Origin of the sequence: Gardnerella sp. 26-12, from assembly GCF_001660745.1 — a bacterium.
Lineage (GTDB): Bacteria > Actinomycetota > Actinomycetes > Actinomycetales > Bifidobacteriaceae > Bifidobacterium > Bifidobacterium swidsinskii.
This window is the reverse complement of sequence record NZ_LWSR01000050.1, coordinates 1-14045: the sequence shown is the minus strand read 5'-3', so window position 1 is coordinate 14045 and position 14045 is coordinate 1. Positions and strand designations below refer to the sequence as shown.

Here is a 14045-nt window from a genome sequence, read left to right as displayed (position 1 = left end):
CTTTTATATTTTATGTTTCACAAGTTCACTACTTGCAAAATGCACCCTTACATTAAATGCACATTTACAGCACAGCATTAGCAACGAAATCAAGCAGGAACAGCAAGGAAACAATCCAAAGCATTGGATGAACTTCCTTAGCACGCTTCTTGCAAGTCATAACTAAGCAGTACATGATGAAGCCTGCAGCGATGCCGTAAGAAATGGAGTAAGAGAACGCCATGAATACGGCAGCAAAGAATGCAGGAATTGCTTCGGAAATATCGTCCCAAGCAATTTCCTTCAAGGAGCTTGCCATCATGCAACCAACAACAACAAGCACACCTGCAGTTGCTGCAGCAGGAACTGCAGAAGCAAAAGGCGCAAGAACAATAGAAAGCGCGAAGCAAATAGACACAACTACGGAAGTCAAACCAGTGCGACCACCGGCACCAATACCAGCAGCAGATTCTACATAAGTAGTGGTGTTAGAAGTACCGCAAATTGCGCCAACAGAAGTAGCAATAGAATCAGCAAACAATGCGCGATCCATCTTGGAGCTAAATCCGGAGCCGTTTTCAAGAGCCTTTTCGTCAGCCTCAGAGAAGATACCTGTACGACGGCCAGTACCAATAAAGGTGCCGAGAGTGTCAAAAGTATCCGACATTGAGAATGCGAAAATAGTTACCAACACAAGCGGCAAACGAGCAGGATCAGCAAACAAAGATGCAAAACCCTTATCGCTAAAAATAGCACCGAAAGTAGTTGGAAGCTGAGCAAAAGCATCAGTAACAGACACTGCATTGTTCAAAGAAGTCAATCCCAAAGGAATACCAATTAAAGAAGTTGCAATAATTGTAATAAGCAAGCTTGCGCGAACTTTAAGAACTGTAAGAACAATAGCAAAAAGAAGTCCAATAAGGAATAACCAAAGCACAGGGTTATTCATAACAGCAAGACCTGGAATAGCAGCAGTTGGTTTACTCTTTGCAGCGGCGGCAGGATCCTTGGAAGTAAAAGTAATCAAGCCAACACTCATCATGCCCACATAGGCCACAAATAAACCAATGCCACCGCCGATTGCTTGTTGAAGCGAAGTCGGAATGGCACGAATAATCATTTTACGAATCTTGGTAACGGTAATAATAATGTTAATTAAACCGCACAAGAACACCATGCACATGGCCTCTTGCCAAGTAAAATGCAGGCCGAAGCAAACTGTGTAAGTAAAGAATGCGTTAAGACCCATGCCAGCAGCCTGTGCGTAAGGTACGTTAGCAAACAAGCCCATAACAAGGGTACCAATGATTGCTGCGATGATTGTAGCGAGGAAAACGCCACCTTTAGGCATGCCAGTTTGGCTTAAAATCATTGGATTTACGACGATAATATACGACATTGCGAAGAATGTAGTGAGACCTGCAGTGATCTCCGTTGATACATTCGTGCCGTTTTCTTTGAGATGGAAGAACTTTTCCATATACTCTCTGTTCCTTGGTTTACAAGCGCAAAAGACCAGAAAAGCGCGGCGAAAGCACTTGAGCAATCGCGTACGCAATTACATTTGGGCATTCACGCAGAGGTTACTGCGACTCGTCGAATGAACGAAGGCATCACAAAATCTCACATAAAATTATGAAAATTACGAAACCTTTGAACAACCGAACAGCTCTGACCTTACGCGCACGTGCTGACCAAGGAAATACACCGAAATCAAAGAAGTATATAACAAATCAGCCAAAACGACCGGAAATATAACGCTCAGCTTCAGCGTTGCGCGGATTGTTGAACATAGTAGTCGTGTCTGCAAAGTATTCCAAATGCCCCGGCTGACCTACAGCTTTCAAATTAAAGAATGCCGTGTAATCCGCAACACGCGCAGCCTGTTGCATATTATGAGTCACGATCACAATCGTGTAGTCACGCTTAAGCTCATTAATCAAATCTTCTACAGCCAACGTAGAAATAGGGTCAAGAGCTGAGCAAGGCTCGTCCATAAGTAAAACTTGCGGATGCACAGCCACAGCCCTAGCAATGCAAAGTCGCTGCTGCTGACCGCCAGAAAGACCAATACCCGGCTTATCTAAGCGATCCTTAACTTCATTCCACAAGTTCGCGCCTCGTAAAGCCCACTCAACTAAATCGTCAGCATCACTCTTAGCAATTTTGCGATTATTCAAACGAACTCCAGCGAGCACGTTTTCTCGAATAGACATTGTTGGGAAAGGATTTGGACGCTGGAAAACCATGCCAACATCGCGGCGGACAGCCACAGGATCCACGTCTTTACCGTATAAATCGCGGCCTTCAAGAAGCACTTGACCTTCTACTCGCGCGCCAGGAGTGATTTCGTGCATGCGGTCTAAAGTGCGCAAAACTGTTGATTTTCCGCATCCGGAAGGTCCGATAAAAGCCGTCACTTTATTTGGCTCAATATTAATATTCACATCTTCTACAGCAAGAAAATCACCATAGTAAATATTAAGATGCTTCACATCAATTCGTTGACCCATTTTATGCTCACTTTCTAAAAATTTAATTCGCTTTGCTTTAACTCACTTTATTTAAGATTTACTTCGCTTTATTTCGCCTTTACAGAAAACACTCGAGCTACAACTCGCCCCAAAATATTTAGCAACAACACCAACACAATAAGCGTTAAAGCTGCAGCCCACGAGCGCTCCATTGGAATTGACGTTACGCAAGAAGCCGGCGCATTAGCTGGACAATTCGCAGAAAGTTTGGAATATTCTTGGTAAACGTACACCGGCAAAGTCGTCATTTGCCCATCAAATAAATTGAGATTCGTGGAAGCAATAAAGCCTGAAGCCATAAGAAGTGGTGCAGTTTCGCCAATAACGCGCGCAACCGCAAGAATACAGCCAGACACAATTCCCGGAAGAGCAGTGCGCAAAACGATTTTTGTAATTGTGCGCTGCTGAGTAACTCCCAAAGCAAGAGACGCCTCGCGCAAATCGTTAGGCACGATTTTTAGCATTTCTTGAGAAGACTTCACAACTGTTGGAATCATAAGAAGTGAAAGAGCCACAGATCCTTCAAAACCATTGATTGTGCCAGGACCAGCAAGAAGAGCAAACATAGAAAATGCAAACAATCCAGCAACAATAGACGGAATACCACTCATAACGTCAACAAGCAGATTAATTATGCGCGAAATTTTGTTTCCGCGAGCATACTCAACCAAATAAACAGCACACATTAAACCAATCGGAATTGAAATAACCATAGCTCCTAGCGTTATTTCAAGAGTTCCAATAATCGCGTGCAAAATTCCGCCGTAACCGCCAGTTCCAGTAGCATTTCCGCCCACAACGTAAGTCATGTTATGAGTGAGAAAATCAAAATTTAAACGCTTAATACCATTGATAATGGTTGTTAAAAGCAAAGAAATAAGCGGAATAAGTGCCACAACAAAAGACAAGAAAATCAGCACGCGCATAAGCATGTCTTTACGTTTGCGCGCAGCTATGTGTGAGCGAGTTGGGCGGAATTTGTTGAAGTCAATAACCGGAGCCGCAGAATTTTCTGCGCGATTTTCTACGCAATTTTCTGCGAAGACTTCAGCACCTTCGTTAGATTTATTAATTTGATGCTCCATTTATGCGCCCGCCTTTCCGGTAATTTTGCGAGCAATAAAGTTGACTGCAAAAGAAATAACGAACAAAACTAAGCCGGTTGCAATAAGCGCACTTACGCCAAGTCCGTTCGCTTCCGGATACTGCGCTGCAATATTTGCGGCAATAGTTTGATTTTGAGAAGCCTTGAAAATATTGATACCAAAAGTAAATCCAGGAGACAAAATCATCAAAACTGCCATCGTTTCACCCAAAGCACGGCCCAGCCCAAGCATAGAAGCCGACACAATACCAGACTTTGCAAACGGCAAAACAGCTAACTTAATCATCTCCCACTTCGTAGCGCCGAGCGCAAGCGCACCTTCCTGCTGCAAGCGAGGAGCCTGCTGGAAAATATCGCGAGCCATAGAAGTAATAATCGGCAAAATCATCACAGCCAAAACTAATGCAACCGTAGCAGCAGAACGAGAAGGATTAGCCGCCGGACCAGAAAATAGCGGAATCCAGCCAAAAAGTTTAGAAACCCAATCCCAGAAAGGATACATAGCTGGAACCAAAACCAATCCACCCCACAAACCATAGATTACGGACGGAATCGCAGCAAGCAAATCAATTACTCCACTCAAAAGCGGAACAATTTTTTTAGGCGCATAATACGAAATAAACAGAGCAATACCAATTGCCACAAAAAATGCGAACAGCAGCGCGAGCGCAGACATAAGCACTGTGCCAAAAATAAGCGGAGCCACATAGCTTATAAAATCATGCGCTTTACCACCAGTAAAATCAGCAAACACATGACTTACTTGATTGTGATTTCCACTTAATAACGGCAAAGCACGAAACAGCAGAAATACTGCAACTGCTGTAAGAACAAGCAAAATTAGCATGCCACAGCCTGCAGCCACGCCTTTAAAAAGACGGTCTACAAGATGAGTGCCAACATAATTTTTGCTATTGCTCTCAGAAATTTGAGCAGTTTCGTTTGCACTATTCGCAACTGCTTTCGCATTTTTCGTAGAACTCAATCATTCTCCTTTATAACCGATACGTTCATAATATCAGTTTGTAAAGTTTTTACTTTCCTGTTTTAACAGACTTAATCGATGCGTTAATTTTGCTTACCAAATTTTGTGGAAGTGGAGCCGTTCCAGCAGCAGAAGAAGCAGCATTCTGCCCTTCCGCGCTAGTTACGTAGCTAAGCCAAGACTTCACAAATCGAGCAGTTCCAGCATCTTTATAAACCGGGCAAGCAATATCGTAAGAAACTAACACAATTGGATAAGCACCCTTAGATTGCGTATTGTGATTAATTTTCATAACAACGCGATTAGGATATTTTGCAGAAGCGTCTGCGTCAATTTCAGAATCAGCTAAAGTTTTAGAAGCAGCTTCCGGAGAAATCTCATTGTAAGTATCCCCCACCTTCACTGCAACAGTACCGAGCTTACCGACCTGTGAAAAATCAGCGTAACCAATCGCACCATTTGCCATGCGAATAGTAGATACAACGCCCGAAGTGCCCTTTGCACCTTGACCGACACTATTCGGCCAGTTTTCAGAAAGATCATATTTCCAATCGTCCGGAGCTGCATCCTTCACGTAGCTTAAGAAATTCTGCGTTGTACCGGACTTATCGGAGCGGTGAACAACAGTAATCGGGGTGTCTGGAAGCTTTAGCTTAGGATTCTGTTTCTTGATATCCTCATCATTCCAGCGCGTAATTTTTCCGTCGAAAATTTTAGCAATCGTCGAAGCGTCCAAATTAATATGCTTGCCAGCATCCGAAACACCTTTAAGGTTGAAAATAATCGCAATTGGTGAAACATACACAGGCACATCGAAAGCCGTAGTTCCATGAGCACAAACCGACTTAGACTTTTCAACTTCGTCGTTACTCAATGCTTTGTCTGAACCAGCCCAAGCCGTGGCACCAGTCATAAAAGTGGTAACGCCAGCACCAGAACCAGTAGGATTGTAAGCAATTTTTGCACCCGGATTTTTAGATTGGAATCCTGCAATCCACGCTTCCATTGCAACCTGCTGGGAAGAAGCACCCGAGCCTTGGAAATTGCCGGAGATCTTAGTGTTTTGCGAACCTGACGCATTGGAATTATCAGCAGGAACATTGTCTCCGCAAGCAGAGCAGGTTGCACACAAGCCGAAAGTTAGCGCCGCCGCAGCAATACTGCGGAACTTAAGTGCGCTTTTAGTCGTATTAAATTTATTCATATTTGACTTATTCATATCGTTACGCATATTCTTCTTTCCTTTCGCGAAGAATTGCCTTGCGCCCCACCACATTTTCGCGTTCCTATAGCCGTATTGCGAATTGGGCGCATTTTCTTAATTAATCCCTATCTTTTTTTATTAACGCAACCATCGTAAACAGGTGGGTAAAACCTCACCGGCAAAAATAAAGTGGGTACCAAAAATGGCGGTATTTGGCGCTATATTTAACGCGACTTAAGCAAAATGAAGGTCGGCGACCACATCAGCGTGTCGAAATGCTACAAATTGCGAAGAATATTTACCGTAATTTTTGCAGCAGTGTCCGCATACTCGGAAATATCAAAAGTGTGAAAATCCTCGTATTTTGTATCCGCATTATCGCTCATTGCGCGCACAACAAGTGCAGGAACGTCGTTACGAGCAGCCACATGCAAGACTGCTGCGCCTTCCATTTCCACAGCATCCGCTTGAGTAGCTGCAATTACCTCCGCTACTTTTTCTGGCGAATCAACAAAATATCCGCCGGATGCAATAGTGCCAGCGATATGCGTGATTTTCATATCGGTAAGCACTTTACTAGCTACTTTAAGAAGATAATCATCCGAATGAAATTCGCTTGCAAATGGCTTCCATTGACCGATTAAGCGCATATCGGTATCGAGATATTTTACAGTTTTTCCAAGAACAACATCGTTCGTATGCAAATTTTTATTAAGATTTCCTGCAATACCAGAAAAAATTACGGCTTGAGGATTGTATGCGTCAATAAGATATTGCACAGTTGCAGCAGCATTAACCAGACCCATTCCGCCAACAGTAGCCGCGACTTCGATTTTACTGCCATTCGCCGAGTCAAGAGTGCCGCAAGATACATCAAGACTTGCAGAGTGATCGTGAGTCACGTTTTCAAGCGCACTGGCAATATGCGCAACTTCTTCCTCTAAAGCACCAACAACAGCGACTTTAGTAATTTTCTCAGTATTAGACATTAAGAATCATCCTTTTTTTACTTCGCCACTTACGCATTTATCGTTATTCTTAACCAAAAACACGCATACTAAAGTCATAATAACAAAAGTTAAAGTCGCAATCTTCAGCAATGCTTCGCACGTAAAATCAAACCAAGGATTCACAACAGGAACATTGAAAAACGCAATAATTTGATTCTGCAGAGCAAGAAAAGCGAAAAATCCAGCTATAAGCAATACACAAACTAAAGTGCCAACAATGCGACGCCATCCGTTAGCAAAAACAAGCAAAACAATTCCAGTTACAAACGGCATAAAAACGCTAAACCACAGTGCAGAATCAGTAACAAACGTGTACCCTGCGCTATGAGTGCCACGATACCACGCAAAAGCAAGTAAAATAACGCCAGTGGCAATCAAAGCAAACAGCACATATTTCACAATCGGAAACGCTTTACACGCAAAACCTTTATTCGCATTATTCCCATTATTCGCTTTATTCAAGTCTTCGTTATACATTTCAACACACTCCCTTGTACGCAAAATATAATGCAAAAATAGGCGGCAAATACAGTAAGGAATATAAGCCAAGTAGAAATTAATTGAGATTATCTTACTACAATCTCTAAGCTCTAAGCTCTACGGCGAGTTGCTACAGATTTATCTAAAATTCTTAGCAAATTGGCAGTATCTTCCCAAGAAATGCAACGATCCGTAATAGACTTCCCATATTCAAGTTCGCTAAGAGGAGCAGGATCCTGATTACCACCCTGTAAGAAGCTCTCCATCATCACGCCCTTAATGCCCTGCTCACCCGCAGCCAAACGATCCGCAATCTCACGCACAACCTCAATCTGGCGACGCTCATCCTTGCCAGAATTACCATGCGAGCAATCCACAACCACGCCGTGCGAAGCCATACAACCAGTGCCCAAACGCAAACGAATTGAAGCCACAGCAGAAGCAACCGACGCAGCATCATAATTCGGCCCCTTACTAGATCCGCGCAAAACCACGTGACAATCAGGGTTGCCAAGAGTCTGCACAGCACAAGCGCGACCAAGATGATCAATACCAAAGAACGTATGATGTTGGCTCGCAGCTAAGCAGCCATTTACAGCCGCAGAAACAGAACCATCCGTAGCATTCTTAAAACCAACCGGCATAGAAAGACCACTAGCAAGCTGACGATGAATCTGAGACTCAGTATTACGCGCACCAATCGCACCCCAGCTCACAGCATCCGCAATAAACTGAGGGCTGGTCGGCTCCAAAAATTCAGTAGCAGCAGCCAAACCAGCATCCAACACGCCGAGCAAAGTCTTACGCGCAAGCAACAAACCCTTATGAATATCATGCGTTCCGTCAATATCCGGGTCGTTAATCAAACCCTTCCAGCCAAGAGCTGTGCGCGGCTTTTCAAAATACACGCGCATAACAATAAGAAGCTCATCTTCAAGCTCCGAACGCAACTTAGCTAAACGACTCGCATAATCAAGAGCAGCCTTAGGATCATGCACAGAACATGGGCCAACAATAACCAACAAGCGATCATCTTCGCCATTCAAACAGCTACGAATCTCATCGCGCGACTCAGCAACAATATCCTGCGCATACGGCGACAATGGTAACTCACCAAGCACCTGAGCAGGAGTTGGCAAAGGCTCCAGCTCAAGCACGCGGCGGTTTATTATGCGATCCACGCCAACCTGGTCTTCCCAGCGCTGAAACTTCGCAGAATTAAGAGGGTTACGCCCCTCCTCAACTTCCTTCTTTACCGCGCGAGAAGTACGCTGCTCAGCTGTAGAAGCCATTTGTCACCATCCTATAAAAACTGTGCTTGGTGTGATCGGTGGGTGCGAGGAGAGAATCAACCTAACTTGGTGGGGTCGGTGTACGCATCTTGAAATAAAGATGCGTACACCGCCGAGCTTGCGTTGAAAGCACACCGTGCTTTCAACTTTGAGCAAGCTCGGCACATTAGGTTAGCTTGAAATCCTAATGATTTCAAGCTATGCTAATGCGCCCATTGGATCCCACGCCGGTAATACGATTGCTGGTTCTTCTAGGGCTTTGCGATATTCTTCCGGAAGCAGATTCTTCGGCACTGCAACTTCATACACGTACTCAGTGAACCAATCGTCACTCATCGTAAAGTAACCCTTATCTGCAATATCAGTGCCCCAAGAGTTCTCTACGCGCCAACGACGAGTAGTCGTACCATCATCAGCAACATCCACACCAGCAAAAGCCATAGCGTGATTCATTGCAGAATCAGCAAAACGCACACGCGCTTCCTTATCCAAATCAAAATCAACGCCATAAACGCGACCATACTCGAACAAATCAGTAGCCCAAGCGCCATTCTCGCGATCCATCATAGGATGGCAATCGGCACCAAACCACACTGGAATGCCCTTCTCAACCAAAATCTTACGCACGCAATCCTTCATAAACTGGTTTGGCACGTTCAAATACTCGGTTGCGTCTCCGCCAGCAACATTACCCAAGTGCTCAATAGCAATCTTCTTGCCCTTAGGATGTTCAGCGCGAGGATCGTCAACCAAGCACACATAATCCTCAAGACCAGCATTCACATACTTCTTCCAGAACTCAACTGGCGTAATCTCACCATCGCGATGGAACTTGCCGTCGCTATCAGTCCACTCCCAATCGAAGCTCTTAGGTGGCTCACCCAAGTGAATTGTCAAAATCCTGTGACCTGCAGCAGTAGCATCCGCAATAATCTCATCAATTTCAGTGGCATTCACATACATATGAGCAACAGCAGTATGCAAAAGCGCACGCAACTGCGTATTCATAGCACCAGTATTCTTAGAAGAAGCAGTTTCTGGGAACAAATCCTTAGGAACAGCACCATACTTCTTGTAAACGTTCATAGCCATGGTCCACTGGCCGCCATCGCCCATAACGTCATGCAACAAATGCTGAATCAAGCGAGAATCTGAAGGCTCACCTGCACGCACCAAAGCAGCAACATCCTTCAAGAAGTAGTTAATTCGCTCAAGCTTGTCGTAGTACATTGCGTAGTTTTGAGAAAACTCAAATTCCTTCAATCCAAGAGATTTCTTCGCAATGAAACGAGCCACGTTCAACGAGCTAAACAGCCAGCAACGGCCAGAACGATCCTGATGTGTTGCATCTCCGTTGTCAACAATGGTAGAAAAACGACGCTGCAATAAGCGCGCACGATCATAATTACGCGCGACTTTATCAATACCAGCAGCAGTCACACCATTCATAGCTAAACGGTTTAAAGGATTTGCGTCAAAATCCTCACGCAAACCTTGTAATTTTTCATCAGTTAGAGCAGTGATTTCAGTCACAATGCTACCTTTCCTGTTAAYWATYAATATTTATTTMTTTTGCATATCGCAAATCATTTTTTCTTAGATTTCTTGCTACGCTCTTCTAACAGCGCTAAAGTTCGCGATGCAGGCTCTTCTGGAGCTACAGTATGGTGATTTTCATCGCCTTCTTGAGGCTCCTTGTATCCAAGATTCACATCTAAAAGTCGCTCCGCCTCAATCTCATCAATCTTTTCAGACAAAGCAATTTCGGAAATTAAAATACTGCGAGCGCGAGCAAGCATTCGCTTTTCTCCTGCAGATAAACCATGTTCATCAACATCTCGCTGAGATAAATCACGAACTACTTCAGCAATATTGTTAACATCGCCAGTAGCAATCTTCTCTACATTAAGCTTGTAGCGTCTAGACCAATTCATCTCTTTTTCAACTATTGGAGTACGCAAAATCTCAAAAACTTTTGCAACTTCTTGCGCTCCAACAATGTCTCGCACGCCAACTTTTTTAACATTATCGACAGGTACGTTAATTTCTAAACCATCAGATGATAACACTACCAATCGTAAATATTGACGAGTTACACCTTTCACGGTGCGCTCACTAATTTCTTCAACACGAGCCGCACCATGACGAGGATAGACGACCATATCGCCGACTTGATATTCCACAGAACCCTCCGTATGCACAGAAAAACTCATAACAGTTTCCCATAAGGTCACGACTTGAAAAAATTTTCATATTTTTTTCACAATAGCGCGAAACACACGCGACTTACAGCAATAAAGCATGTATGATAGTCAACATGAGTACAGTTACTAACATCAATGAAGATGCAGTCGCAGTTCCAGTCCGACAGGACGTATTAGCTGCGGTGAGCAATGCAGAATATTACAATCCACATGAGGTTCTTGGAGGTCACCTTGGAACTGGCAAAGGTGCCGACACTGTAACCGTCCGCGTATTGCGCCCTATGGCAAAGAAAGTTGTTATTCTTACTAAGAACGGTGAATACGAAGCTAAACACGAATATAACGGCATCTTTACAGCTGTTATTCCTGCAGTAAAGCATACAAAAACAAAGTCTTGGTCTGTTCCTAGTTATCGCGTTTACACTGTGGAAATAGACGGTTCTGAGTCCACAGATGATGATCCTTACCGTTATTTGCCTCAAGTTGGCGAACTTGACATGTACTTATTTGGAGAAGGTCGTCATGAGCGTCTTTGGGAAGCATTAGGCGCACACGTCAAAACGATAACAGATTCATGGGGACTTATATCTCCTGAAACTGGAAAGATGGTAAAGAAAGTTACTGGTACTGCTTTCTCAGTGTGGGCACCAAATGCTCGTGCAGTACGCGTAGTTGGTAACTTTAATTACTGGAATGGTCGTCGCCACGCTATGCGCTCACTCGGCTCTTCTGGCATTTGGGAACTTTTTATTCCAGGAGTTACAGCAGGAGAAGTATATAAGTACGAAATTCTTACACAATCTGGCAATTGGATTATGAAAGCCGATCCAATGGAGCGCTCTCATGAAGTTCCACCAAACACAGGATCTGTTGTTGTTGATTCTGAGTTTAAGTGGCACGATACTGATTGGATGGATGAGCGCGCAAAAACAGATGCTCACAATGGTCCAATAAGCATTTACGAAGTACAAGCTAACAGCTGGAATCGCGATTTGGGTAATTATCGCGAACTTGCTGATCATTTAGTTGATTATGTGCAAAGAGAAGGCTTTACTCACGTCGAGTTTATGCCGTTGACACAATATCCATTCTCTGGATCTTGGGGATATCAAGTAACGGGTTATTATGCAGTAGATTCTCGCCTTGGCTCCCCTGATGACTTTAAGTACTTGGTAGATAAACTCCACAAAGCAGGCATTGGCGTCATTATGGATTGGGTTCCAGCTCACTTCCCTAAGGATGACTTTGCACTCGGTCGTTTTGATGGCACAGCATTATATGAGGATCCTGATCCTATGCGAGGCGAGCATCCTGATTGGGGTACTTACATCTTCAACTTTGGTCGTCATGAAGTTCGTAACTTCTTGGTTGCTAATGCTTGCTTCTGGCTTGATGAATACCATGTTGACGCGTTGCGCGTTGATGCAGTATCCTCAATGCTTTACTTGGATTACAGCCGTGAAGCAGGACAGTGGAGACCAAACATCTACGGCGGACGCGAAAATCTTGAAGCAATTGACTTCATTAAGGAAGCAAACGCAACTGCATATAAGAATAATCCTGGCATCATGATGATTGCTGAGGAATCCACTGCTTATCAAGGCGTAACTGCACCAACCGATATGGGCGGCTTAGGATTCGGCTTGAAGTGGAATATGGGCTGGATGCACGACACTTTGCAATATCTTAAAGAGGAACCAATTAATCGTCGTTGGCATCATAACGAAATTACATTCTCAATGGTTTATGCATACTCTGAGCATTATGTGTTGCCATTAAGCCACGATGAAGTTGTGTACGGTAAGGGTTCGTTACTTGGAAAGATGCCAGGAGACGAATGGCAACAGTTCGCAGGATTGCGAGCATTGCTTGCATACCAGTGGTCTCATCCAGGCAAGAACCTTCTGTTCATGGGTGGAGAAATTGGACAGTCCAGCGAATGGAACTTCAATACTTCGCTTAACTGGAATGAGCTGCAATGGCCGTTCCATCAAGGTGTGCAAAAGCTTGTTGCAGATTTGAATACTCTATATAAGAGCTCTCGTGCATTCTGGAGTCAAGACTTTACTCCTGATGGTTTCCAGTGGCTTACAAGCGACGATTCCGATCACAATACTTTAAGCTACATGCGTATTGGCGACGACGGAGAAGAAATCGTTGTAGTAGTAAACTTCTCAGGTCAAGCTTGGCAAGACTATCAGGTTGCGTTACCAAAAGGCGGACAGTGGGAAGAGATACTCACAACTGATGATGCAAAGTATTGCGGATCTAATATTCACAACGGCACATTCACTGCTACTGCTGAAGAGTATCATTCTCGACCATACTCTGCAAGAATCACTGTTCCAGCGTTAGGTGCGGTATTCTTGAAGCCAGTACAACACTGAAAGGTCTTTTTAAAATATGCTAAACGCTCCATCAGCTAGCGTAAATGCTCGTACAATTCTCGTTGTTGAGGATGAGCCAGATCTTGCTACAGCAATTGCACAACGCATTACTGCACAAGGCTGGAGAGCAAGAGTCGCTACAGATGGAGCGTCTGCTGTTAGAGCTGCCGAACAACTAAAACCTGATCTCATAATTATGGATATTATGCTTCCTATTATGGATGGGATTGAAGCAACTCGACGAATTATCTCCAAAATGCCTGTTCCTATCCTCATGTTAACAGCACGCGACGCAGAAGCCGATAAAATTGTTGGCTTAAGCGCAGGCGCAGATGATTACATGACTAAACCATTTTCGCCACGTGAGTTAATTGCTCGTTGCGCAGCATTGCTGAGACGCGTAGAACGCGCATCGCAAATAGCAAAGACAATGGAACATGAACGCACAATTAATTTTGGGTCACTTATTATTAGACCTCGTCAAAGACTTGTAACTTTAAACGACAAAGAGGTACATTTTACACCAACTGAGTTTGACTTGCTCGCTACTCTAGCTCGTCATCCTCATACTGTATTTAAGCGTGAAAAGTTACTTGAAGAGGTGTGGGATTGGCCGGATGCTTCTGGAACTCGCACAGTAGATTCACACATTAAGTCTTTGAGACATAAAATTGGATCGGAATGGATTCGTACTGTACACGGAATAGGATACGCATTCGAGCCACCTATTAGTGATTACGACAAAGTTCTGCAATCACAAGTTTCATAAATAATTACTACTTTCATAAATAGTAAATAATTACAACACTTTAGCTTCGGAAAATTCGTAAATGGTATTAGAAAATAAAATAGATAATGCTAATTC

12 protein-coding genes are annotated in these 14045 nt (G+C 43.8%); 2 read left to right on the top strand and 10 right to left on the bottom strand.

The features are described from left to right. Window positions 1-64 precede the first annotated feature (64 nt). The 10 genes from A5295_RS03620 to A5295_RS03575 all read right to left on the bottom strand — a co-directional run bounded on the left by A5295_RS03620 (window position 65) and on the right by A5295_RS03575 (window position 10772). Window positions 65-1459: an NCS2 family permease gene (locus A5295_RS03620; RefSeq protein WP_012913808.1), complete on the bottom strand. Its 1395-nt coding sequence runs from the start codon at window positions 1457-1459 to the stop codon at window positions 65-67. Between the two features lie 253 nt (window positions 1460-1712). Continuing rightward, window positions 1713-2492, bottom strand: coding sequence for a phosphate ABC transporter ATP-binding protein PstB (gene pstB / locus A5295_RS03615; RefSeq protein ID WP_004109757.1), 780 nt, complete (start codon window positions 2490-2492; stop codon window positions 1713-1715). 68 nt (window positions 2493-2560) lie between these two features. Next, a complete protein-coding gene (gene pstA / locus A5295_RS03610; protein ID WP_012913807.1) occupies window positions 2561-3598 on the bottom strand; it encodes a phosphate ABC transporter permease PstA in 1038 nt (345 codons plus the stop codon). Then, entirely contained in the window at window positions 3599-4546 is a 948-nt protein-coding gene (gene pstC, locus A5295_RS03605) for a phosphate ABC transporter permease subunit PstC (RefSeq protein WP_064621725.1), read from the bottom strand. 106 nt (window positions 4547-4652) lie between these two features. Continuing rightward, window positions 4653-5879, bottom strand: a complete 1227-nt coding sequence (gene pstS, locus A5295_RS03600; RefSeq protein WP_012913805.1) for a phosphate ABC transporter substrate-binding protein PstS — start codon at window positions 5877-5879, stop codon at window positions 4653-4655. A gap of 206 nt (window positions 5880-6085) precedes the next feature. Further along, a complete protein-coding gene (gene mtnN, locus A5295_RS03595; protein WP_064621724.1) occupies window positions 6086-6796 on the bottom strand; it encodes a 5'-methylthioadenosine/S-adenosylhomocysteine nucleosidase in 711 nt (236 codons plus the stop codon). Window positions 6797-6802: 6 nt separating this feature from the next. Further along, complete coding sequence (locus tag A5295_RS03590; protein ID WP_064621723.1) at window positions 6803-7294, bottom strand: hypothetical protein; 492 nt, start codon at window positions 7292-7294, stop codon at window positions 6803-6805. Between the two features lie 113 nt (window positions 7295-7407). Beyond that, window positions 7408-8589 (bottom strand): 3-deoxy-7-phosphoheptulonate synthase, encoded by a 1182-nt coding sequence (locus tag A5295_RS03585; protein WP_064621722.1) that lies wholly within the window; start codon window positions 8587-8589, stop codon window positions 7408-7410. Between the two features lie 198 nt (window positions 8590-8787). Continuing rightward, window positions 8788-10122 carry a C1 family peptidase gene (locus tag A5295_RS03580; RefSeq protein WP_064621721.1) on the bottom strand — a complete coding sequence of 445 codons (1335 nt, stop codon included), beginning with the start codon at window positions 10120-10122 and terminating at the stop codon, window positions 8788-8790. 53 nt (window positions 10123-10175) lie between these two features. Next, window positions 10176-10772, bottom strand: a complete 597-nt coding sequence (locus A5295_RS03575; protein WP_012914048.1) for a CarD family transcriptional regulator — start codon at window positions 10770-10772, stop codon at window positions 10176-10178. Window positions 10773-10906: 134 nt separating this feature from the next. Between A5295_RS03575 and glgB the strand changes: the two genes are divergently transcribed. Beyond that, complete coding sequence (gene glgB / locus A5295_RS03570) at window positions 10907-13180, top strand: 1,4-alpha-glucan branching protein GlgB (protein ID WP_033888684.1); 2274 nt, start codon at window positions 10907-10909, stop codon at window positions 13178-13180. Between the two features lie 16 nt (window positions 13181-13196). Beyond that, window positions 13197-13949 carry a response regulator transcription factor gene (locus A5295_RS03565; RefSeq protein ID WP_004110759.1) on the top strand — a complete coding sequence of 251 codons (753 nt, stop codon included), beginning with the start codon at window positions 13197-13199 and terminating at the stop codon, window positions 13947-13949. Window positions 13950-14045 lie beyond the last annotated feature (96 nt).